Here is a 21,693-nt window from a genome sequence, read left to right as displayed (position 1 = left end):
TGTCCGCCCCCACCAGCGAAGGAACCCGCCGCACCGTGTCCGAGACCCGTCAGGCCGAGCCGCACCGCGACGAGCCGCACCACGACGAGCTGCGCGGTGACTGCGCGAACTGCTTCGGGCTCTGCTGTGTGGCCCTCCCGTTCGCGAAGTCCAGCGACTTCGCGGTGAACAAGTCCTCGGGCGATCCCTGCCGGAACCTCCAGGACGACTTCCGCTGCGGCATCCACACCCGCCTTCGGGACAGCGGCTTCCGCGGCTGCACGGTGTACGACTGCTTCGGCGCCGGCCAGAAGGTCTCGCAGGTCACCTTCGGCGGGGTGTCCTGGCGGGAGGCGCCGGACAGCGCCCGGCAGATGTACGAGGTGTTCCCCGTGATGCGCCAGCTGCACGAGCTGCTGCGCTACCTCACCGAGGCCCGGGCGCTCACCGCCACGCGCTCGCTCCACCGCGACCTGGACCGGGCCCTGGCCCGGGTGACGGAGCTGACGGACGGCTCGGCGGCGGAGCTGGAGAAGCTGGACGTCGCCCCGGTGCGGGCCGAGATCAATCCGCTGCTCCTGAAGAGCAGCGCGCTGGTCCGGGCGGCGGCCGGGGGCAAGCCCAAGAGCAGGCGCGGCGCGGACCTGATCGGTGCCCGGCTGCGCGGGGCGAAGCTGCGCGGCGCGGACCTGCGCGGGGCGCTGCTGATCGCCGCGGACCTGAACGGTGCGGACCTCTCGCTGGCGGACCTGATCGGCGCGGACCTCCGGGACGCCGATCTGTCGGGCGCGGACCTGACCGGCGCGCTGTTCCTCACCCAGCCGCAGCTCAACTCGGCCCGCGGCGACGCGGCCACCCGCCTGCCCGGGGGCTTCGAACGCCCGGCGCACTGGACGCGCTAGAACTCGTACGTATAGGGCGTGGTCGTGGTGAGCGCCGAGAAGCCGAGCCGGGCGAGGATCGGGCGGCTGGTGTCGGCAGCGTCGACCTGGAGGTAGCGGTAGCCGCGGGCGGCGGCGATACGGGCCCGGTGGGCGACCAGGGCCCGGTAGAGGCCGCGGCCGCGCCAGCCCTCGACGGTGCCGCCGCCGTACAGGCCGGCGAAGTCGCTGCCCTCGGCGAGCTCCAGGCGGGCGGCGCTGACGGGTTCGCCGTCGGCGAGGGCGACGACCGCGGCGACCGTGCCAGGAGCCTCGGCGAGCTGGTCGAGCAGGCGGCGGCCGAGGGCGGAGCTGTCGGTGCCGAAGGCCAGTTCGTGGACGCGCACCACCATCTCCACCCCTGCCTCGTCGGTGACCGCGCGCAGCTCGACGCCTTCGGGCAGCCCCTCGTGCGCGGGCAGGGCGGCGGTCTCGGCGACCATCAGGGTCTCCTGCTCCTCGGGAGCGAAACCGGCGTCGCGCAGCCGCGCCGCCAGGTCGGCGGGGCCGTCGTGGCCGTACAGCTTCCATTCGAAGGAACGCCCGGCGGCCTGGTAGTGCCGGATCTGCGCGGCGATGGCGGCGTCGGCGTCGTGCTCGTCGAGACCGGACCAGAGGATGCCGTTCCAGCCGTGCGCCGGCCCGGTCTGCCGGACGACGGGGCCGTCGCGTTCGACGCGGGCGCCGGGCCCGTCGGGGCGGGCGCCGAGGCGGAGCTGGCGGTCGAAGAGGGTACGGGTCTGGTGGAGGTCCATGGCCTCACCCCAGCATCGGGCGAGGCCATGGCGCCACTGGATTACGGCCCGTTCGAGGACTCTCCTGTCACCAGGTGACGGGCAGCGTCTCGGGGCCTCGGTTGACCGAGCCGGTGCGCCAGGCGATCCGGTCCGGCGGGACGGCGAGCGAGAGGCCGGGGAAGCCGGCGAGCAGGGTGGCGAGCATGACCTCGGCCTCCATCCGGGCGAGCTGGGCACCCGCGCAGTAGTGGGCGCCGTGGCCGAAGGCGAGGTGAGGGGCCTCGGCGCGGGTGAGGTCGAGCCGGTCGGGGTCGGTGTAGACGGCGGGGTCGCGGTTGGCGGCGGGATAGAAGACGTGGACGGCCTCGCCCGCCCGGATGGTGACGCCGCCGACCTCGACGTCCTCGGTGGCGACCCGGGGCATGCCGACGCCGTTGCGCTGCGGGACGTAGCGGAGCAGCTCGTCGACGGCCCGGGGCAGCAGCGCGGGGTCGGCGCGCAGCTTGGCGGTCTGCTCGGGGTGGGTGAGCAGCACGTACAGCATGGTGCAGACGATGTTGCGGACGGCGTCGAGCCCGTTGAGGGTGAGCATGACCGCCATGGAGACCAGTTCGGGGGTGCTGAGGCCGCCGGCGGCGCGGGCCGCGGAGAGTTCGCTGATCAGGTCGTCGGCGGGGTGCTCGGCACGGTGGCGGGCGAGGTCGGCGAAGTAGCGGGCGATCTCCCGTTTGACGGACTCGCCTTCGGCGGCGGTGGTGTCGTGGGAGAGGAGCCCGGCGCGCCATTCCTCGACGCGGTCGAGGTCGGCGGCGGGGACGCCGAGGAGTTCGGCGACGACCGTCGCGGAGAGCGGGCCGACGAAGGTCTCGGCGAGGTCGGCGGGCGGTCCGGCGTCGAGGGTGCGCAGGGCGAGTCGTCGGGCCCTGCGGGTGGTCCGGTCGCGCAGGACGGTGATGCGGCGGCGGCCGAAGGTGGGGGCGATGAGCCTGCGCAGCCGGGTGTGGTCGGGCGGGTCGGCGCGGCCGACGCCGCCGGCCGGGGCGAGGGTGTGCGGGGTGGTGCTGGTGATGGGCCGGCCGACGGTGAGCGCCCGGCTGAACCGCGGGTCGGCGGCGACCTGCTTGACGTCCTCGTAGCGGGTGACGAGCCAGGCGTGGCCCTCGCCGTACGGGAGCCGGATCCGGGCGACGGGCTCCTCGCGCAGGAGCCGGTGCGGCACCGGGTCGAAGTCGGCGCCGCGCAGCGGGGCCACGGCCCAGTCGTGGACGACCGGGCCGTGGGACGAGGACGGGGATGGGGACGGGGACGGGGATGGGGATGGGGACGGGTGGGGGTACCGGGTCATGGCGCGGCTGGGCGTCCCTCCTGGGCGACGGCGTCGTGCCGGAGCGGGGTGATCTGCTCGATGTCGTAGCGGACGCGGAGCTGTTCGATGGCCTCGTGGTCGACCGGGCCGCCCGAGCCGAGGATCTCCATCAGCTCCTCGAAGTAGGTCTCGTGGTACGTGGGCGGCGCGACCTGGAAGAGCAGGCGGGCGGGCCGGCCGGTGAGGTTGGCGAAGGCGTGCGGGCAGCCCGGCGGGACGAGCATGAGCGTGCCCGGGGTGGCCCGTACCGCTCGCCGGCCGTCGGCCGAGCGCCAGCCGTGCCAGCTGTCGGCCGTGCGCACCTCGGGTTCGAAGGCGAGCACGTCGAGCTCGCCTTCGAGGAGGTAGAACAGCTCCTCGGCGCGCCCGTGGGTGTGGGCGCCGACGTCGAAGCCCGGCGGGACGACGACCTCGAAGGTGGAGGCGGTGGTGGTGTGCTCGCCGGTGACTTTGAAGGTGACGTGCTGGGCCGGGGTGGACAGGGTTTTGCCCTCCCCCGGAGGCACGATGAGGCCGCTGAGGGTCATCGTGGCGTCGGTCCTCTCACCAGGTGACGGGCAGGGTCTCGGGGCCGCGGATCAGCGCGCCGCGCTGCCAGCGGATCTCCTCCTCGGGGATGGCGAGGCGGAGGTCCGGGAAGCGGGTCCACAGCGTGTCGAGGAGGATCTCGGACTCGATGCGGGCGAGGGCCGAGCCGGGGCAGTAGTGCGGGCCGTGGCCGAAGGCGACGTGCGGGTTGTAGCCGCGGTCGAAGTCGAGCTTCTCGGGCTCGGCGAAGACGGCGGGGTCGCGGTTGGCGGTGAGGTAGGAGACGTAGACGGGGTCGCCCTGGGGGATCGTGACCCCGCCGACCTCGACGTCCTCCGTCGCGATCCGGGAGAGGCCCACGGCGTTGCGGTGCGGGATGTAGCGGAGCAGCTCGTCGACGGCCTGCGGGAGCAGTGCGGGTTCGGCGCGCAGCCGGGCCAGGTGCTCGGGGTGGGTGAGCAGCGCGTAGACCATGTTGGCGCTGTTGTTGCGGACGGCGTGCGCGCCGCCGATCTGGATGAGGACGGCGAGGCCGACGGCCTCCTGCTCGTCGAGGGTGTCGTCGTCGATCGCGTCGGCGAGGACGGCGGCGAGGAACTCCTTGCCGGTGCCGTGGCTGCGGGCGATGAGTTCGGCGAAGTAGCGGCCCATCTCGCCCTTGGCGCGCTCGCTGGCCTCGCGGCCCGCGCCGGCCGAGATGATGGTGTCGGACCAGTTCGCCATCAGCGGCTGGTCGCCCTCGGGGACGCCCATGAGTTCGCTGACCATGGCGAGCGGGAAGGGCCGGTTGACCAGCTCCATGAGGTCGGCGGGCGGGCCCTGCCGTTCGAGCCGGTCGAGCAGCCGGTCCATCACGTCCTGGGCGTGGTCGCGCAGCGAGCGCAGCGCGCGGGCGCTGAAGGCACGGGCGACGACCCGGCGCATCCGGGTGTGGTCCGGCGGGTCGGCGAAGCCGACGGCGCCTTCCATGGGGATGAAGTGGGGGGCGAGCCGGGTGATGGAGCGTCCGTAGACGGCCTGGCGGCTGAACCGCGGGTCGACGGAGACGAATTTGACGTCCTCGTAGCGGGTGACGAGCCAGGCGTGGCCCTCGCCGTGCGGGAGGCGCACCCGGGTGACCGGGTCCTCGTGGAGGAGCTTGGCGAGGAGCGGGTCGAAGTCGAGGCCGGTGAGGTCGGGGACGGCCCAGAAGTGCACCTGGGGCTCGTCGGTGGTGTCGGGGTTCGTGGTCGTGGTCATGAAGCCACCGCCGCAGTCGTGGGGAGAGCGCTGTCGAAGGGGAGGTCGGAGGGAACCAGGTCGGGGATGTCCTGGGGGAAGGTCTCGTGGCGCGGGGGCACGAGGGCCCCGGTCACGGTCCAGCTGCCGAGGGAGACCTCGGCGGTGATGCCGGGGCCGAAGCCGGCCAGGATGCCGGTGGCGCCGGGTTCGGGGCCGCCCTCGTCGAAGAGCCGGCGCAGCGCGTCGAGGACGACGGCGCTGGCGATGTTGCCGTACTCGGTGAGGGTGGCCCGGCTGAAGCGGAACAGCTCGGGGGCGACGCCCAGGTGGGTGCCGAGGTCGTCGAGGATGCGGGGGCCGCCGGCGTGGACGATGTAGAAGTCCTGGCGGCCGGCGTCCCGGCCGTGCCGGGCGGCGAGGTCGACGAGGGCGGGGGCGAGCTGCTCCATGGTGCCGGGGACGCGCTTGTCGAGCATGAAGTGGAAGCCGGTGTCGCGGACCCGGTAGGCGATCCAGTCCTCGGTGTCGGGAACCAGGTGGCAGCCGTTCGCCTCCAGCCGGATGCCGGTGCCGCCGGAGCCGCGGACGACCGCGGCGGCGACGGCGTCGCCGAAGAGGCCGTTGGACAGCAGGTTGCCGACGCCGAGGTCGGTGGGCTGGTAGCACAGGGAGCAGAACTCGCAGGCGACGATCAGCGCGTTGGCGCCCGGGTAGGCGGCGCAGAAGTCGTGGGCGCGGTTGATGGCTGCCCCGCCGGCGGCGCAGCCGAGCTGGGCGATGGGCAGCTGCCGGGTGTCGCTGCGGAAGCCCAGGGTGTTGATCATCCAGGCGGTGAGCGAGGGCATCATGAAGCCCGTGCACGAGACGTAGACGATGAGGTCGATGTCGCGGGCGGCGAGGTCGGCGTTGCGCAGGGCCTCGGTGACGACGGCGGGGACGCGGGCCTTGGCCTCGGTCTCGTAGCGCGCGTTGCGGGCCTCGAAGCCGGGGTGGGCGAGGGTGTCCTCGATGGGCTGCACCAGATGCCGCTTGGCGACGCCCGTGTTGGCGATCAGGCGTAGGACGAGCGGCAGCGACTCGTGTCCCGCGTGCAGGGTGCGGGCCAGGTCGAGGGTCTCCTGCCGGGTGATCGTGTGTTCGGGCACGGCGACGGCGGGACGGCACAGGACAGGCATGACGGTCTGACGTTCCATTCGTCCGGGGGTGGGGAGGGAAGCCGGACGGCCACATCTTCTGTTCCGCTTTCCCTCGGGGCGCGCCGTTCCGGCGTTCGCGGGGACAATCACACCCGAATGTGTGATCTTCGTCCGCGGGTTCGTGACCTTCGGGCGCGGGCCGTACGCTCGGCGGTTCAGGCAGGTGTGCGAGCGGAGAAAACCCGTCTCGGACTCTTGCCAAGCCCGGGGGGCGAGCGGCTTTACTGACCCCGTAAAGATCTACCGAATGATCGGTCGTCCGTTTTGCGTCGGACGGCACCGCGGTATGCGCGTGAGGCGAGGGAGTGGGGCATGACCGAACTGCTGGACGCGGGCGAACGGCTGAGCCGCGACGAGCTGGAGGCGCTCCAGCTGGAGCGGCTGCGCGCGACCCTGCGGCACGCCTACGAGAACGTGGCGTTCTACCGGCAGTCCTTCGACAAGGCGGGGGTACGGCCCGAGGACTGCCGCTCGCTCGCCGACCTGGCCCGCTTCCCCTTCACCGCCAAGACCGATCTGCGCGAGCACTACCCGTTCGGGATGTTCGCCGTCGACCAGTCCGAGATCCGCCGCCTGCACGCCTCCAGCGGCACCACCGGCCGGCCCACCGTCGTCGGCTACACCCAGCGGGACCTCGACACCTGGGCCGACGTGGTGGCCCGCTCGATCCGCGCGGCCGGCGGCCGGCCGGGCCACAAGGTCCACGTGGCCTACGGGTACGGCCTGTTCACCGGCGGGCTCGGCGCGCACTACGGTGCCGAACGGCTCGGCTGTACGGTCATCCCGGCGTCCGGCGGCATGACGGCCCGCCAAGTCCAGCTCATCCAGGACTTCCGGCCCGAGATCATCATGGTGACGCCCTCGTACATGCTCACCCTGCTCGACGAGTTCGAGCGCCAGGGCGTCGACCCGCGCGGCACGTCCCTGAAGGTCGGCATATTCGGCGCGGAGCCGTGGACCGAGGCCATGCGCCGGGAGATCGAGGAGCGCTTCGCGATCGACGCCGTCGACATCTACGGCCTCTCGGAGGTGATGGGTCCGGGCGTGTCGCAGGAGTGCGTGGAGACCAAGGACGGGCTCCACATCTGGGAGGACCACTTCTACCCCGAGGTCGTCGACCCGATCACGGGCGAGGTGCTGCCGGACGGGGAGCAGGGCGAGCTGGTCTTCACCTCCCTCACCAAGGAGGCCATGCCGGTCGTCCGCTACCGCACCCGGGACCTGACCCGGCTGCTGCCGGGCACGGCGCGCGTCTTCCGGAGGATGGAGAAGGTCACCGGCCGCAGCGACGACATGGTCATCCTGCGCGGGGTGAACCTCTTCCCCACCCAGATCGAGGAGATCGTCCTGCGCACGCCGGCCGTGGCCCCGCACTTCCAGCTCCGGCTGACGAAGGAGGGCCGCCTCGACGCGCTCACGGTCCGGGCCGAGGCCCGCCCGGAGGCGACCCCGGAACAGCGCGCGGAGGCGGCGCGGGCGATCACCACGGCGGTCAAGGACGGCATCGGCGTCTCGGTGACGGTGGAGGTGGTCGACCCGGAGACGCTGGAACGGAGCGTGGGCAAGATCAAGCGGATCGTGGACCTGCGGGAGGACCCGCAGGAGCGGTAGGAGCGGCCGGTGCCGTAGGGCCGGCCGGTCCGGGAGGGCCGGCCGGTCCGGGAGGGCCGGCCGGTCCGGCGCGGGGGGTCAGTCCGTGTAGCGCTCGCGCAGCTCCCGCTTGAGGATCTTGCCGCTGGCGTTGCGCGGCAGGCTGTCGATGAGGATCACCCGCTTCGGGGCCTTGAAATGGGCGAGCTTCTCGCGGGCATGGGCGAGGAGTTCGGCCTCGGTGACGTCGGCGCGGGGGACGACGAAGGCGGTGACGGCCTCGATCCAGCGGGCGTCGGGGAGGCCGACGACGGCGGCCTCGGCGACTGCGGGGTGGGTGTAGAGGGCGTCCTCGACCTGGCGGGAGGCGACGAGGACGCCGCCGGAGTTGATGACGTCCTTCACCCGGTCGACGACCGTGAAGTAGCCCTCGGCGTCCCGGACGGCGAGGTCGCCCGAGCGGAACCAGCCGTCACGGAAGGCTTCCTTCGTCTCCTCCGGCTTGTCCCAGTAGCCCTCACACAACTGGGGGCTTCGGTAGACCACTTCACCGGGCGTGCCGTCCGGGACGTCCTTGCCGTGCTCGTCGACGATCCGCGCCCGGACATGGCGGACCGGGCGGCCGCAGGAGTCCATCCGGCCCTCGTGCTCGTCCGGGCCGAGGACGGTGGCGAGGGGACCGATCTCCGACTGGCCGAAGCAGTTGTAGAAGCGGAGGGCGGGCAGCCGGCCGCGCAGGCCCTCCAGGACCGGAACCGGCATGATCGATGCGCCGTAGTACGCCTTGCGGAGGGCGGAGAGGTCGCGGGCGGCGAACTCGGGGTGTCCGGCGAGGCCGATCCAGACCGTGGGCGGCGCGAACAGGCTGTCGCAGCGGCCCGACACGATCAGGTCGAAGAGGACGGCGGGGTCGGGGCCGTCGACGACGGTGTTCTCGGCGCCGACCGCCAGGTACGGCAGCAGGAAGACGTGCATCTGGGCCGAGTGGTAGAGCGGCAGCGCGTGCACGGGCCGGTCGTCCTCGTGCAGGTCGAGCGCCTCGATCGCGCTCGCGTACTCGTGGACCAGGGCCCGGTGGGTCATCATCGCGCCCTTGGGCAGGGCGGTGGTGCCCGACGTGTAGAGCAGCTGCACCAGGTCGCGGGCGTCCCGGTCCGCCTGGTACGAGTCGATCCCGGCCGCGGGCCCGGCGAGCGAGGGCTCGGCGAGCGCGGGCTCGGCGAGCGCGGCGAGGAACGAGTCCTCGGTGTCCCGCAGCGGCCGTACGGAGAAGTCGTCGGGCACGCGGCCGGCGAGAGCCGGATCGGCGAGAACCAGCGAACTGCCCGACTGACGCAGGACGTAGGCGAGGTCGTCGCCCGTGAGGTGGTGGTTGACCGGTACGTGGACGAGGCCGGCGCGGGCGCAGGCGAGGAACGCGACGAGGTAGGCGTCGGAGTTGTGGGCGTAGGTGGCGACCCGGTCGTTCTCCTGGAGCCCCCAGCGCTCCCGCAGGACCGCCGCCGCCTTGGTGACGGCGACGTCCAGCTCCGCGTACGTCCAGGTCCGCTCGCCGTACCGGACGGCGATCCGGTCGGGGACGCGCCTGGCGCTCGTGCGCAGCACGTCGTCGACCGTTCCGGTGAGCAGTTGCGGGTCCGTGCGGTCCATGCGCTCCATGGCTGGAGATCCTCGGCGGGGCGGGGCGGCCGGTCAAGTACCCGGACGGCCCTGGGGCGTCCTTCCGGGGTTCCCGGAGCCGCCTCTCCGGGAGTACCCGGAAGGGACCCTGAGATACCGAACGGGATGTTGAAGAGCGTGCGCTCAGCGGTGTGTGATGGTTCAACCCGCAGTCATCTGCTGTCCGTTGGGAGGCACCTTGCACCTCCGCACCTTCTTCCCCGCCAGACTGAAACGCCTCGCGCTCCTCGGCACGGCCCTCGCCGCCGTCACCGCCTCGCTGCCCGCTTCCGCCGGCGCCGCCACCGCCGCCGCGGACGTGGAGGCGCGTGACCACGGCCTGTCGGCGGTCATCCGGTACACCGAGTACGGCATCCCGCACATCGTCGCCAAGGACTACGCGAACCTCGGCTTCGGCACCGGCTGGGCGCAGGCCGCCGACCAGGTGTGCACCCTCGCCGACGGCTTCGTGACCCTCGACGGCGAGCGCTCCCGCTGGTTCGGCGCCGACGCCGCGCCCGACGGCTCCCTGTCGGCGGCGTCGAAGAACCTCTCCAGCGACCTCTTCTTCCGCGGCGTGAAGGACGCGGGCACGGTCGAGGCGCTGGTCGCCACGCCGGCGCCCGCCGGACCGAGCCGGCAGGTCAAGGAGCTGATGCGCGGCTGGGCGGCCGGTTACAACGCCTGGCTGAGGAAGAACCGGATCACGGATCCGGCCTGCGCGGGCCAGGAGTGGGTCCGCCCGGTCACCGCGCTCGACGTGGCGCGGCGCGGCTGGGCGCTGTCGGTACTCGGCGGCGAGGGCCGGGCCGTGGACGGCATCACCGTCGCCCAGCCCCCGGCCGCGCCCGCCGGCCCCGCCACGGCCGCCGCGCCCGCCACGTCCGTAGCACCCGGCGCGCCCGGCGCGGCCCGCGCCGCGGAGTCCCCCGATCCCGCGCGCACCGCCGCCGCCGCACGCGAGCTGTTCTCGGCGGAGAACTCGACGATGGGTTCCAACGCGGTCGCGTTCCAGGGCTCGACCACGGCCGGCGGGCGCGGGCTGCTGCTCGGCAATCCGCACTACCCGTGGCAGGGCGGCCGGCGCTTCTGGCAGTCGCAGCAGACCATCCCGGGCGAGCTGAACGTCTCCGGCGCCACCCTGCTCGGCTCGGCGCTCGTCAGCATCGGCTTCAACGACAAGGTGGCGTGGAGCCACACGGTCGCCACCGGTGTCGCGCTCAACATGCACCAGCTGACCCTCGACCCGGCCGACCCCACCGCGTATCTCGTGGACGGCAGGCCGGAGCGGATGACCCCGCGCACGGTCACGGTCGCGGTCAAGGACGGCGCCCCGGTCACCCGTACCCAGTGGTGGACCCGGTACGGACCGGTCGTCACCGGGATCGGCACCGGGCTGCCGCTGCCGTGGACGGCGACGACGGCCTTCGCGATGAACGACCCCAACGCCGCCAACCTGCGGGCCTCGGACACCGCCCTCGGCCTCGCGAAGTCCCGCTCCACCGATGACATGGTGAAGGCCCTGGCCGGTACGCAGGGCCTGCCGTGGGTGAACACGATCGCCGCCGACGCGGCCGGGCACACGCTGTTCGCGCAGGCGCAGGTGCTGCCGCGGATCACCGACGACCTCGTGGCGCGCTGTTCGACGCCGCTCGGCCGGGCGACGTATCCGTCCTCGGGCTTCGCGGTGCTCGACGGCTCGCGCGGCGACTGTGTGCCCGGCTCGGATCCCGACGCGGTGCAGCCGGGGATCTTCGGGCCGGCGCGGATGCCGGTGCTGCGGGACGCCCCCTACGTGGAGAACTCCAACGACAGCGCCTGGCTGGCCAACGCCGACCGGCCGTTCGCCGGCTACGAGCGGGTGTTCGGCAACATCGGCACTCCGCGTTCGCTGCGTACCCGGGGCGCCGTCGAGGACGTGGCCGCGATGGCCGCGCGCGGCGGTCTCACCGTGGCCGATCTGCAGCGGCAGCAGTTCGCGAACCGGGTCCCGGCCGCCGATCTGGCCGCGACGGACACCGCCCGCGCCTGTGCGACGGTGCTCCCCGGCGACCCGGAGCCGTGCCGCGTGCTCGGTGCCTGGGACCGCACGGCGGACGCGGACAGCAGGGGCGCGCTGCTCTTCGACCGTTTCTGGCGGCGGTTCACGGCCGCGGCACCGCCGGCCGAGCAGTGGCGGGTGCCGTTCTCGGCGGCCGACCCGGTACGCACCCCGAACACGCTCAACACCGGCTCCCCCGCCTTCGCCAAGGCGCTCAAGGACGCGGTGGCGGAGCTGCGGGCCGCAGGCATACCGCTCGACGCGCCGCTCGGTGAGCACCATTTCGTGGTGCGGAACGGGGTGCGGATGCCGGTCGGCGGCGGTACCGAGGCGCTCGGCGTCTGGAACAAGACGGAGGCCGTCTGGAATCCGGCGGCCGGCGGCTACGCGGAGGTCGCGCACGGCTCCAGCCACATACAGGCGGTCGGCTGGGACGGCAGCCGCTGCCCGGTGGCCCGCACCCTGCTGACGTACTCCCAGTCCTCGAACCCCGCCTCGCCGCACTACAGCGACCAGACGCGGCTGTTCTCGGACGAGCGCTGGGTGACCTCGCGGTTCTGCGAGAAGGACATCCTGCGCTCGCCGGATCTCCGGGTGGTGGTCGTCAGGAACTGATCAGGGGCTGATCACGGGCCGATTCACCGGCCGATCAGGGGCTGAACGACAGGAACACGAAGGCGGCGAAGATCGAGAGATGGACGCTGCCCTGGAGGAGGGTGGCGCGCCCGGGGACCACGGTCAGGGCGCTCACCACCGCCGTGAGCACGAACAGCACCATGTGGAGGGGCCCCAGACCCAGGATCAGGGGTCCCTCCAGCCACACCGAGGCGAGCGCGATCGACGGGATCGTCAGGCCGATGCTGGCGATGGCGGAGCCGTACGCCAGGTTCATGCTGGTCTGCATCCGGTCGCGGCTCGCCGCGCGCACCGCGGCGAGCGTCTCGGGAAGCAGCACCATGAGGGCGATGACGACGCCGACGACGGCCTTGGGCAGGCCGGCGGAGGCGACGGCGTCCTCGATGGTGGGCGAGACGAGCTTGGCGTTGCCGACGACGGCGACCAGGGCGACCACGAGCAGTGCGAGGCTGAACCAGGTCTCGCCCCGGGACGGCGGCTCGGCGTGCTCCTCCTCCGCCGCCCGGCCCTCCTGGCCGGGCCGGGGCACCGGCAGGAAGTAGTCGCGGTGCCGGACGGTCTGGACGGCGACGAACACCCCGTAGAGGAGGAGCGAGGAGACGGCTGCGAAGGCCAGCTGCGCTGAGGAGAACTCGGGGCCTGGGTGGGTCGTGGTGAACGTCGGCAGGACCAGGGTCATGGTCGCGAGGGTGCAGACGATGGCGAGTTCGCCGCCGGAGCCCTCGGCGTTGAAGACGGCGACCCGGTTGCGCAGCGCGCCGACGAGCAGGGAGAGGCCGACGATGCCGTTGCAGGTGATCATCACGGCGGCGAAGACCGTGTCCCGGGCGTAGCTGGTCGCCTTGTCGCCGCCGCCGCTCATCAGCATGACGATCAGTCCGACCTCGATGACGGTGACGGCGACGGCGAGCACGAGGGAGCCGTAGGGTTCGCCGACGCGGTGGGCGATGACCTCGGCGTGGTGGACGGCGGAGAGGACGGCCGCGAAGAGGCAGAGCGCGATCAGCACCACCGCGAAGCCGGGGAGATGGTCGCGCCCCCAGCCGAGGGCGAGGCCGACGGCCGCGACGACCGGCCCCCAGGTGGTCCACTGTCGTGCCAGTGCTGCGGTGCTCGAACTCATGCCCCGAATCCTGCCACAATGGGGAGAAATGCCTCTGTCCGCCGCGTACCGTGCGTACGCGGCGGACAGAGGCGGGTGAGCCTGTGGGGTGTTACGGCTTCGGCAGGACGCAGCCGGGGCGGTTCAGGTCGATCACGTTGCCGGGGCCGACGCAGGGGACGATCTGGTAGGTCTCCTGGGCGTAGTTGATGCCCTGGCGGACCGTCACGTTGCCGTTCTCGTCGACCTCGCACGGGTTGTTCACGGTGCAGCTCTGCCCGTCCTCGTTACCCGTGTTGTTGACGGCGACGACCTTGCCGGTGTTCCGGTCGATGACCGGCGAGCCGGATGTGCCGCCGATGGTGTTGCAGGTCGAGGTGTAGCGGACCGAGTCCTTCCAGGTCCAGTCGCCCTCTTCGAGGCGGTAGACGAACCCGTCGATGTCGCAGCTGTAGGTCCGCTTCCAGTACCCGGAGACGACGGTGATCGGCGTGCCCGCCACCGGGTGGGTGTCGTCGAGCGTGAGGGCGCTGATCCCGTACGTGCTCTGGATCTGCGCGTACGTCTTGGTCAGCTGGTAGATCGATATGTCGGTGTCGGTCATCGTGCCGTACGCGATCTTGCTGGCGCGCAGCGTGCCGACACCGGTACCGGCCGAGTTGAGCAGCGTGAACGAGCGGGTGGAGCGCTTGTTCATGACGACCTGGCCGGGCGCCGGGAAGCCGGTCTCCAGGCAGTGGCCGTTGGAGAGGACGAGCGCGTAGTCGTTCGGCTGGGAGTTGGGCATGCGCACGACGGACCCGGAACAGTTGCTGAGCGCGACCGTGCCGGCGAAGTCGACGGCGGCGACCGTCGTGGACGCGCCGCGCGGCGCGGATGCCGGGGCCTGTGCGACCGTGTCCGACGGTGCGGACGCCACGGCCGGGGCTGCCGCCGCTCCGGTGAGGAGCAGGGCGAGCAGGGCACCGACGAGAGGCTTCTTCATGTGGGGGTTCCCCTCTGCATCATGTGCAACCGGAGATCCTCCGGTTGTCATGAGCATTCTTGAAAGCTTCGGTGCGCCTGACAAGAGGGCGTACCTGCCGCCGCGTTGGGCGAAGCCACGCGGCGGCAGCGTCGGTCAGGACCCGGCGGGGAGACCGAGTGCGCGGGTGACGAAGTCCTGGGTCAGCCGGGAGGCCGACGCGACCGGGATGTACTGCCCGTCGAAGGGGAAGAAGTCGAGGACGCCGGCCGCCCCGTAGTTGGCCCACAGGCAGGTGGTCATGGGGAACGTGTCGGTGACGTTCTGCTGACACTTGATCACCATGGTGCGGGTGGTGACGAGTTGCGGCTTGCCGACGAGGTTGCGGCCGTAGCCCTCTTCGAGGTGCATCGAGTGGCCGAAGATCCTGTCCAGGGATGCCTTGGGGTCCTGGATCTTCTCGTACAGCTTCGTCCGCGCCGTGAACGTGGGCGCCGCAGCCGACCGGGTGCCCTTGCGCAGGATGATCTGGGGGCTGCCCGAGCAGGAGATCTCGTCCGCGATGTCACCGCCGTCGCTCTCGATCTCCTTCAGGCCGTCGTCGCCGGTGACGCTCATGTCGAGGTCGCTGCCGAAGTGGAAGCCGCCGTCGCCCTCGTCGCACACCTGGCCCTCCATCGTCGTCGGCACGACGACCTTGGTGTAGCGGGTGCCGGGGTCGGCGGCGAGCTCCTGCGCCGCCGACCCGTCACCACTCACCGTGCCGGACCGCTGCGCCGTCGGCGTCGCGGCCGTGCCGTGCTCCCCCGGCTGCCCTTCCGTCTGCTGCTGCGTGCCGCAGCCGGCCAGGGCCAGCCCCACGGCCAGCACCGCCGCGGTCGTCCGCCATGCGCTCATGTCCGCCGATTCCCCCAGGATCCGTCGATGTTGATCAAGACCTAAGTGATCTTAGGGGAGGGCGGAACGCCGGCGATCCCGCCGTCACATGGGACGCTCGTGCCCCTCCCAGTACGGGTCCCGCAGCCGGCGCTTGTAGAGCTTGCCGTTCGGGTCGCGGGGCATGTGCGCGATGAAGTCGACCGACTTGGGGCGCTTGTAGGAGGCGAGCCGGCTCTCGCAGTGGGCCAGGACCGAGGCGGCGAGCTCCGGACCCGGGGCGTGGCCCTCGGCCGGTTCGACGACGGCCTTGACCTCCTCGCCCCAGTCGGCGTGCGGGATGCCGAAGGCGGCGGCGTCGGCGACGGCGGGGTGGGCGAGGAGGGCGGACTCGATCTCGGCGGGGTAGATGTTGACGCCGCCGGAGATGATCATGTCGATCTTGCGGTCGCGGAGGAAGAGATAGCCGTCCTCGTCGAGGACGCCGAGGTCGCCGACGGTGAAGAAGTCGCCGATGCGGTTCGACGCCGTCTTGGCGTCGTCCTTGTGGTAGCGGAATCCGCCGGTGCTCATCTTCATGTAGACGGTGCCGAGCCGGCCGGGCGGCAGCCGGTTGCCGTCGTCGTCGAAGACGGCGAGTTCGCTGATGGGCCAGGCACGGCCGACCGTGCCGGGCTTCTTCAGCCAGTCCTCGGCGGTGGCGAAGGCGCCGCCGCCCTCGCTCGCCGCGTAGTACTCCTCGACGCAGCTCCCCCACCACTCGATCATCGCGCGCTTGACGTGGTCGGGGCAGGGCGCGGCGCCGTGGATGGCGTGGCGCATGGAGGAGACGTCGTAGCGGCCGCGGGTCTCCTCGGGCAGGGCGAGCAGCCGGTGGAACTGCGTCGGCACCATGTGGGTGTGCGTGCAGCGGTGGGTCTCGATGAGCCGCAGCATCTCCTCGGGGCTCCACTTGTCCATGAGGACGAGCGGATGGCCGATGTGCAGGGCGGCGGCGGCGAACTGGAGCACGGCGGTGTGGTAGAGCGGCGAGCAGACCAGATGGACGTTGCCGTCGAAGGGCTTGATGCCGAAGATGCCGAGGAAGCCGCCGAGGTGGGTCTCCTCGGGGAGCTTGCCGGGCAGCGGTCGCCGGATGCCACGGGGGCGGCCGGTGGTGCCGGAGGTGTAGTTCATGACCCAGCCGAGGGTGCGGTCGGCGGGTGTGGACTCGGGCTGTCCGGCGAGGAGTTCGGCGTACGGGCGGAAGCCGGGGACCTCGCCGACCGCGTACCGTACGGCCGCCGGCAGCCCCGCCTCGTCGGCGGCGCCGGCCGCGGCCTCGGCGAAGCGTTCGTGGGCGATGAGGACCTTGGCGCCGGAGTCGGCGACGATCCAGGCGATCTCGGGACCGACCAGGTGGTGGTTGACGGGCACCAGATAGAACCCGGCCTGGGTGGCGGCGAGACAGGCCGTCAGAAAGGCCGTGCCGTTGGGCAGGACGACGGCGAAGGCGTCGCCGCGCTCCAGACCGGCGGCGCGCAGTCCGTGCACGAGCCGGTTGACATCGGCGAGCAGCCGCCCGGCGGTCCACTCCTCCCCGTCGGGGGCGACGAGGACGACGCGGTCGGGGTCGGCGGCGGCCTGCGACCAGAATCCTCCCCCGGACCTCGTCCGGGGGGACCCCCACGGTCCTTCGCTCACTGCGCGCTCCTTCCGGCGATGCGGTTGATCCGGTCGACGGCCTTGTCGAAGCCGCGGGTGAGGTCGTCGAAGACCTGCTGGACGCTGCGCTCGCTGTTCATCCGGCCGACGATCTGGCCGACGGGGGTGCCGAGCAGCGGGGCGATCTCGTACTTCTGGATCCGGGAGACTGCCTCGGCGACGAGCAGCCCCTGCAGCGGCATGGGCAGGGTGCCGGGTCCGGCCGGGTCGTCCCAGGCGTCGGTCCACTCGGTGCGGAGCTGGCGGGCGGGTTTGCCGGTGAGCGCGCGGGAGCGGACGGTGTCGCCGGAGCCGGCGGCGAGGAGCTTGTCGGTGAGGGCTCGGGAGTGGAGTTCGGCCTCGGTGGTGGTGAGCCAGAGCGAGCCGAGCCAGACGCCCTGCGCGCCGAGGGCGAGTCCGGCGGCGATCTGCTCGCCGCTGCCGATGCCGCCGGCGGCGAGGACGGGCAGCGGGGAGACGGCCTCGACGACCTCGGGGGTCAGCACCATGGAGGCGATCTCGCCGGTGTGGCCGCCGGCCTCGTAGCCCTGGGCGACGACGATGTCGATGCCGGCCTCGGCGTGGTGCCGGGCGTGCCGGGCGCTGCCGGCGAGGGCGGCGACGAGGACGCCGTGGTCGTGGGCGCGGGCGACGACGTCGGCGGGCGGCGAGCCGAGGGCGTTGGCGAGCAGTCTGATGGGGTAGTCGAAGGCGACGTCGAGCTGGCTGCGGGCGACCTGTTCCATCCAGCCGGTGATGCGCCAGCCGGACGCCTCGCCCTCGGCGAGCTCGGGGACGCCGTGCTTGGCGAGCGTGGCGCGGACGAACTCCCGGTGCCCCGCCGGGATCATCGCCTCCACGTCGGCCTCGGTCACGCCCTCGACCTTCTTCGCGGGCATGACGACGTCGAGGCCGTAGGGCAGGCCGTCGGTGTGGTCCTGCATCCAGTCGAGGTCGCGGGCGAGGTCCTCGGGTGCGGTGTAGCGGACCGCGCCGAGGACGCCGAATCCGCCGGCTCTGGTGATGGCGGCGGCCACCGCGGGGAAGGGCGTGAAGCCGAAGATGGCGTGCTCGATCCCCAGTTTCCGACTCAGCTCCGTCTTCATGGGCGGCATGGTGCCGCAGCCGGTGTGCCGAGGGAAGAGATTTTCTGATGCAGTGTCAGATTGTTTCGGGACGGCGGGCCGGGTGGGAGAGGCTGCGCATGACGGAGTCGACGAGGACAACGGGGTACGGGGGTACGGGACCGAGCCGCCGGGCGTTCGGCGGCGGACTGCTCGCGCTGGGAGGTGCGCTGATGATCGGTACGGTGCCGGGGACGGCCGGGGCCGCCGGGGCCGCCCCCGAACCGGGCGGCGGGGGCGAGGGGCCCCCGCTGATCGGCTTCGGCGGGGCGCGGCGGACCGTGCTGCGGCGGGGCACGGCCGAGCGGGCCGGCTTGCTGCCCGAGCACCTGGACCGGCTCGTCACGGATGCCGAATCCTTCCTGCGCCCCTCCCCCGCGCACCCCTGGTACGCGGGCGCGGTGCTGCTCGCGGGGCGCGGCGGGACGGTCGCGCTGCACCGGCCGATCGGCATGGCCGTGCGCTACTCCGCGTACGACGAGAAGACCGACACCGGCGTGGAGCTGCCGTCCGACGAGCAGATCCCGATGCGCGAGGACACGGTCTTCGATCTCGCGTCCGTCTCCAAGCTCTTCACGTCGATCCTGGCGGTGCAGCAGATCGAGCGCGGGGCGCTGGAGCTGGAGCGGAAGGTCACGGCGTATCTGCCGGAGTTCGGGGGCGGCGGCAAGCAGGAGATCACGGTCCGTCAGCTGCTCACGCACACCACGGGGTTCCGGGCCTGGATCCCGCTCTACAAGGAGCCGACACGGGAGGGGCGGCTGCGGCTGCTGTGGCAGGAGGTGCCGGCGAACCCGCCCGGGACGGTCTATCTCTACTCGGACCTGAACCTGATCACGCTTCAGCTGATCCTGGAGGAGATCACCGGTCACGCTCTGGACGACCTGCTCCGAACCGAGATCACCGCTCCGCTCCGGATGCACCGCACCCGTTTCAATCCACCGCTCTCCTGGCGCCCCGGCATCGCCGCCACGGAGGACGCCCGCAAGCCCTGGTCCGGGCTCGACCGGGGAATGGTGTGGGGCGAGGTGCACGACGAGAACGCCTACGGGATGGGCGGGGTCGCCGGCCACGCCGGGGTGTTCTCGTGCGCCTGGGACCTGGCGGTCCTGGCCCGGACGCTGCTCAACGGCGGGGCGTACGGCGACGCCCGGATCCTCTCCCCCGCCTCCGTGGAGCTGATGTTCACCGACTTCAACACCGCCTTCCCCGGCGACGAGCACGGCCTCGGCTTCGAGCTCTACCAGCACTGGTACATGGGCGCGATGGCCACCCCGCGCACGGCGGGCCACACCGGTTTCACCGGCACCAGCCTGGTCCTCGACCCGACGACCGACGCGTTCCTGATCGTCCTCGGCAACTCCGTGCACCCCGTGCGCACCTGGCGCTCCGGCTCCGCGCCCCGGGTCGCCACCGCCGACGCCCTGGCCCGCGCCGTGCCGGTGCGCCCTGCCCGGGGTCGCCGGGCCTGGTTCTCCGGCATGGCGAGCGGCACCACCGCGACCCTCACCCTGCCCGACGTCCCCGGCGCCGCCCGCCTCGCCTGCGCCCTGTGGTGGGACACCGAACCCGGCGCGGACGCCGCCGTCCTGGAGGCGTCGGCCGACGGCGGCGCGCACTGGTCCCCCGTGCCCTTCACCACGAACGGTCCGACAGACCATCCCACCGGCTCGGTCGGCGGCTGGTCGGGCCGGGTCTGGCACGAGCTGACCGCCGACCTGACGGCGTGGTCGCCCGGGCCCGTACGGCTGCGCTGGCGGTACACCACCGACCGGCGCTACGTGGGGCGCGGCGTGTACGTGGACGGGCTGCGGGTCCTCGACGCGACCGGGGCCCCGTTGTTCGACGAGGCCCGCCCGGCGGACGGGGCGCGGATCGAGCCGGTGGGGTGGACGGCCTCGGCGGACTGAGCGGACCCGGCCGAGGACGCGGGCCGGCCGGTCAGGCGCCCGTCACGGCCGCCGCGCGCAGGGCGTCGAGCACCGGGCGGATCAGGGGGTGCTGCTCGGCCCCGCGCCGTACCGCCGCGAAGACGCGGCGGGTGGGGGCGACGCCGTCGACCGGGCGGACGACGACGTCGGTGAGGTCGGTGCCGCGCAGGGCCGAGCGGGGCACCAGGGCGACGCCCGCGCCGGCCGCGGCGAGGGCGACGACGGCGCGGAAGTCGTCGGAGATGTGCTCCAGGCTGGGCGCGAAGCCGGCGTACTCGCAGGCGAGGACGGTCACGTCATGGCACGGGTTGCCGGCGGACTGGCCGATCCAGGCGTCCTTGGCCAGGTCGGCGAGCGCGACGCGATCCCCGGCGGCGAGCGGGTGGTCCGGCGGCAGGACCGCGTCGAACGGCTCCGCGTAGAGCGGTACGCGGGTGAGCCGGGCGTCGTCCTCGCCGGGCGCCCCGCGGTACTCGACGGCGACGGCCACGTCGACCTGCCGGTCCAGGACCATCAGCAGGCTCTCGTCGCCCTCCGCGTCGCGCACCCGCACCCGGATGCCGGGGGCGGTGCGGGCGAGGGCGCCGATGGCGGGGGCGACGACGAGGCCGATGCCGGTGGCGAAGGCCGCCACGGTGACCGTGCCGGCCTCGCCCGAGCCGTACGCCGCCAGCTCGGCCTCGGCACGCTCCAGCTGGGCCAGGACGGCGTTGGCGTGGCTCAGCAGGATCTCGCCGGCCGGGGTGAGCCGGGCGCCGCGGGCGTTGCGGTCGACCAGGCGGTGGCCGGTCTCCTGCTCCAGGGCGGCGAGCTGCTGGGAGACGGCGGAGGGCGTGAGGTAGAGCGCGGCGGCTGCCGCCGTGACGGTGCGGTGGTCGGCCACCGCCCGGAGGATGTGCAGCCGCCGCGCTTCGATCATGCCCCTAGTCTCGCAGGGCGGCGCGCGCGTCGACGAACGCGTCCACGGCCCGGTTCACGTCGTCCGTCGAGTGAGCGGCGGAGAGCTGGACGCGGATGCGGGCCTGGCCCTGCGGCACGACCGGGTACGAGAAGCCGATCACGTACACGCCGCGCTCCAGGAGCAGCTCGGCCATCCGTCCGGCCTCGGCGGCGTCGCCGATCATGACGGGGGCGATGGCGTGGTCGCCGGGGAGGATGTCGAAGCCCTCCTCGGTCATCCGGCGGCGGAACAGCTCGGTGTTGGCGTTCAGCCGCTCGCGCAGGTCACCGGCCGACTCCAGGAGGTCGATGACCTTCAGGGAGGCGGCGGCGATCACCGGGGCGAGGGTGTTCGAGAACAGGTACGGGCGCGAGCGCTGGCGCAGCAGGGCGACGATCTCGGCGCGGGCCGCGACGTAGCCGCCGGAGGCGCCGCCGAGGGCCTTGCCGAGGGTGCCGGTGATGATGTCGACGCGGTCCATCACGCCGTGCAGCTCGGGGGTGCCGCGGCCGCCGGGGCCGACGAAACCGACGGCGTGCGAGTCGTCGACCATGACCATGGCGTCGTAGCGCTCGGCCAGGTCGCAGATCTCGTCGAGCGGCGCGACGTAGCCGTCCATGGAGAACACGCCGTCGGTGACGATCAGCTTGCGCCGGGCGCCGCCCGCGGTGGCCTCCTTGAGCTGCTGCTCCAGGTCCGCCATGTCGCGGTTGGCGTAGCGGAAGCGGCGGGCCTTGGAGAGGCGGATGCCGTCGATGATGGAGGCGTGGTTGAGGGCGTCGGAGATGACCGCGTCCTCCGCGCCGAGGAGGGTCTCGAAGACGCCGCCGTTGGCGTCGAAGCAGGAGGAGTAGAGGATCGTGTCCTCCTGGCCGAGGAAGCTCGACAGGCGCGCCTCGAGCTCCTTGTGGACCTCCTGGGTGCCGCAGATGAAGCGGACGGACGCCATGCCGTAGCCCCAGCGGTCGAGGGCCGCGTGGGCGGCGGCGATGACCTCGGGGTGGTCGGCGAGACCGAGGTAGTTGTTGGCGCAGAAGTTCAGCACCTCGCCGGGACGGCCCCCGGCGGTGACGGCGACGGTCGCGGACTGCGGCGTGCCGATGACCCGCTCGGGCTTGTGCAGACCGGCCTGCTGGATCTCGTCGAGGGTGGCGCGGATGCCGTCGCGTACGGAATCGAACATGTCAGGTGCTCCTGAGG

The 21,693-nt window shown here is 72.6% G+C and carries 17 protein-coding genes; 4 read left to right on the top strand and 13 right to left on the bottom strand.

The window, feature by feature from the left end; all coding sequences use genetic code 11:
- Positions 1 to 35 precede the first annotated feature (35 nt).
- Positions 36 to 881: a pentapeptide repeat-containing protein gene (locus ACWEJX_RS11345; RefSeq protein WP_451607241.1), complete on the top strand. Its 846-nt coding sequence runs from the start codon at positions 36 to 38 to the stop codon at positions 879 to 881.
- On the opposite strand, the gene ACWEJX_RS11340 is transcribed toward ACWEJX_RS11345, so the two are convergent.
- The 5 genes from ACWEJX_RS11340 to ACWEJX_RS11320 all read right to left on the bottom strand — a co-directional run bounded on the left by ACWEJX_RS11340 (position 878) and on the right by ACWEJX_RS11320 (position 5,926).
- Positions 878 to 1,654: a GNAT family N-acetyltransferase gene (locus ACWEJX_RS11340; RefSeq protein ID WP_451607240.1), complete on the bottom strand. Its 777-nt coding sequence runs from the start codon at positions 1,652 to 1,654 to the stop codon at positions 878 to 880. The genes ACWEJX_RS11345 and ACWEJX_RS11340 overlap by 4 nt on opposite strands.
- Before the next feature lie 67 nt (positions 1,655 to 1,721).
- The gene (locus ACWEJX_RS11335; RefSeq protein ID WP_451607239.1) at positions 1,722 to 2,888 is read right to left on the bottom strand and encodes a cytochrome P450; all 1,167 of its coding nucleotides are present in this window, start codon (positions 2,886 to 2,888) and stop codon (positions 1,722 to 1,724) included.
- An 89-nt stretch (positions 2,889 to 2,977) separates the two neighbouring features.
- Positions 2,978 to 3,529, bottom strand: a complete 552-nt coding sequence (locus ACWEJX_RS11330; protein ID WP_451607238.1) for a cupin domain-containing protein — start codon at positions 3,527 to 3,529, stop codon at positions 2,978 to 2,980.
- 16 nt (positions 3,530 to 3,545) lie between these two features.
- The gene (locus ACWEJX_RS11325) at positions 3,546 to 4,769 is read right to left on the bottom strand and encodes a cytochrome P450 (protein WP_451607237.1); all 1,224 of its coding nucleotides are present in this window, start codon (positions 4,767 to 4,769) and stop codon (positions 3,546 to 3,548) included.
- Positions 4,766 to 5,926 carry a type III polyketide synthase gene (locus ACWEJX_RS11320; RefSeq protein ID WP_451607250.1) on the bottom strand — a complete coding sequence of 387 codons (1,161 nt, stop codon included), beginning with the start codon at positions 5,924 to 5,926 and terminating at the stop codon, positions 4,766 to 4,768. Before ACWEJX_RS11320 ends, ACWEJX_RS11325 begins: the two co-directional genes overlap by 4 nt.
- A 333-nt stretch (positions 5,927 to 6,259) precedes the next feature.
- Between ACWEJX_RS11320 and paaK the strand changes: the two genes are divergently transcribed.
- Positions 6,260 to 7,558, top strand: coding sequence for a phenylacetate--CoA ligase PaaK (gene paaK, locus ACWEJX_RS11315; protein WP_451607236.1), 1,299 nt, complete (start codon positions 6,260 to 6,262; stop codon positions 7,556 to 7,558).
- Positions 7,559 to 7,636: 78 nt separating this feature from the next.
- On the opposite strand, the gene ACWEJX_RS11310 is transcribed toward paaK, so the two are convergent.
- Entirely contained in the window at positions 7,637 to 9,196 is a 1,560-nt protein-coding gene (locus ACWEJX_RS11310) for a fatty acyl-CoA synthetase (RefSeq protein WP_451607235.1), read from the bottom strand.
- A gap of 199 nt (positions 9,197 to 9,395) precedes the next feature.
- Here ACWEJX_RS11310 and ACWEJX_RS11305 point away from each other — a divergent pair, with 199 nt between their 5' ends.
- A complete protein-coding gene (locus ACWEJX_RS11305) occupies positions 9,396 to 11,852 on the top strand; it encodes a penicillin acylase family protein (protein WP_451607234.1) in 2,457 nt (818 codons plus the stop codon).
- Between the two features lie 34 nt (positions 11,853 to 11,886).
- Here ACWEJX_RS11305 and ACWEJX_RS11300 read toward each other — a convergent pair whose 3' ends face one another.
- The 5 genes from ACWEJX_RS11300 to ACWEJX_RS11280 form a co-directional block, all read right to left on the bottom strand.
- Positions 11,887 to 12,996: a calcium:proton antiporter gene (locus ACWEJX_RS11300; RefSeq protein WP_451607233.1), complete on the bottom strand. Its 1,110-nt coding sequence runs from the start codon at positions 12,994 to 12,996 to the stop codon at positions 11,887 to 11,889.
- A 91-nt stretch (positions 12,997 to 13,087) separates the two neighbouring features.
- Positions 13,088 to 13,960, bottom strand: a complete 873-nt coding sequence (locus ACWEJX_RS11295) for a S1 family peptidase (RefSeq protein WP_451607232.1) — start codon at positions 13,958 to 13,960, stop codon at positions 13,088 to 13,090.
- A gap of 135 nt (positions 13,961 to 14,095) precedes the next feature.
- Positions 14,096 to 14,836, bottom strand: a complete 741-nt coding sequence (locus ACWEJX_RS11290; protein WP_451607231.1) for a hypothetical protein — start codon at positions 14,834 to 14,836, stop codon at positions 14,096 to 14,098.
- A gap of 84 nt (positions 14,837 to 14,920) precedes the next feature.
- Complete coding sequence (locus tag ACWEJX_RS11285) at positions 14,921 to 16,498, bottom strand: acyl-CoA synthetase (RefSeq protein ID WP_451607230.1); 1,578 nt, start codon at positions 16,496 to 16,498, stop codon at positions 14,921 to 14,923.
- The gene (locus ACWEJX_RS11280; protein WP_451607229.1) at positions 16,495 to 17,604 is read right to left on the bottom strand and encodes an NAD(P)H-dependent flavin oxidoreductase; all 1,110 of its coding nucleotides are present in this window, start codon (positions 17,602 to 17,604) and stop codon (positions 16,495 to 16,497) included. The genes ACWEJX_RS11285 and ACWEJX_RS11280 overlap by 4 nt, the downstream gene beginning before the upstream one ends.
- 98 nt (positions 17,605 to 17,702) lie before the next feature.
- Between ACWEJX_RS11280 and ACWEJX_RS11275 the strand changes: the two genes are divergently transcribed.
- Positions 17,703 to 19,532, top strand: a complete 1,830-nt coding sequence (locus ACWEJX_RS11275) for a serine hydrolase (protein ID WP_451607228.1) — start codon at positions 17,703 to 17,705, stop codon at positions 19,530 to 19,532.
- Between the two features lie 31 nt (positions 19,533 to 19,563).
- Here ACWEJX_RS11275 and ACWEJX_RS11270 read toward each other — a convergent pair whose 3' ends face one another.
- Together ACWEJX_RS11270 and ACWEJX_RS11265 are read right to left on the bottom strand one after the other, a co-directional pair.
- A complete protein-coding gene (locus ACWEJX_RS11270) occupies positions 19,564 to 20,472 on the bottom strand; it encodes a LysR family transcriptional regulator (RefSeq protein ID WP_451607227.1) in 909 nt (302 codons plus the stop codon).
- Positions 20,473 to 20,476: 4 nt separating this feature from the next.
- Complete coding sequence (locus ACWEJX_RS11265) at positions 20,477 to 21,676, bottom strand: glycine C-acetyltransferase (RefSeq protein WP_451607226.1); 1,200 nt, start codon at positions 21,674 to 21,676, stop codon at positions 20,477 to 20,479.
- Positions 21,677 to 21,693 lie beyond the last annotated feature (17 nt).

This window comes from Streptomyces sp. NPDC004788, from assembly GCF_053601115.1.
The sequence above is the reverse complement of the archived record's forward strand: the minus strand, read 5'-3'. Positions and strand labels throughout refer to the sequence as shown.

What these genes read in the sequence shown, in the direction of transcription:
- ACWEJX_RS11340 (WP_451607240.1), bottom strand. Translation starts at nt 1,654, where the DNA reads ATGGACCTCCACCAGACCCGTACCCTCTTCGACCGCCAGCTCCGCCTC.
- ACWEJX_RS11330 (WP_451607238.1), bottom strand. Translation starts at nt 3,529, where the DNA reads ATGACCCTCAGCGGCCTCATCGTGCCTCCGGGGGAGGGCAAAACCCTG.
- ACWEJX_RS11325 (WP_451607237.1), bottom strand. Translation starts at nt 4,769, where the DNA reads ATGACCACGACCACGAACCCCGACACCACCGACGAGCCCCAGGTGCAC.
- ACWEJX_RS11320 (WP_451607250.1), bottom strand. Translation starts at nt 5,926, where the DNA reads ATGCCTGTCCTGTGCCGTCCCGCCGTCGCCGTGCCCGAACACACGATC.
- paaK (WP_451607236.1), top strand. Translation starts at nt 6,260, where the DNA reads ATGACCGAACTGCTGGACGCGGGCGAACGGCTGAGCCGCGACGAGCTG.
- ACWEJX_RS11310 (WP_451607235.1), bottom strand. Translation starts at nt 9,196, where the DNA reads ATGGAGCGCATGGACCGCACGGACCCGCAACTGCTCACCGGAACGGTC.
- ACWEJX_RS11300 (WP_451607233.1), bottom strand. Translation starts at nt 12,996, where the DNA reads ATGAGTTCGAGCACCGCAGCACTGGCACGACAGTGGACCACCTGGGGG.
- ACWEJX_RS11295 (WP_451607232.1), bottom strand. Translation starts at nt 13,960, where the DNA reads ATGAAGAAGCCTCTCGTCGGTGCCCTGCTCGCCCTGCTCCTCACCGGA.
- ACWEJX_RS11290 (WP_451607231.1), bottom strand. Translation starts at nt 14,836, where the DNA reads ATGAGCGCATGGCGGACGACCGCGGCGGTGCTGGCCGTGGGGCTGGCC.
- ACWEJX_RS11280 (WP_451607229.1), bottom strand. Translation starts at nt 17,604, where the DNA reads ATGAAGACGGAGCTGAGTCGGAAACTGGGGATCGAGCACGCCATCTTC.
- ACWEJX_RS11275 (WP_451607228.1), top strand. Translation starts at nt 17,703, where the DNA reads ATGACGGAGTCGACGAGGACAACGGGGTACGGGGGTACGGGACCGAGC.
- ACWEJX_RS11270 (WP_451607227.1), bottom strand. Translation starts at nt 20,472, where the DNA reads ATGATCGAAGCGCGGCGGCTGCACATCCTCCGGGCGGTGGCCGACCAC.
- ACWEJX_RS11265 (WP_451607226.1), bottom strand. Translation starts at nt 21,676, where the DNA reads ATGTTCGATTCCGTACGCGACGGCATCCGCGCCACCCTCGACGAGATC.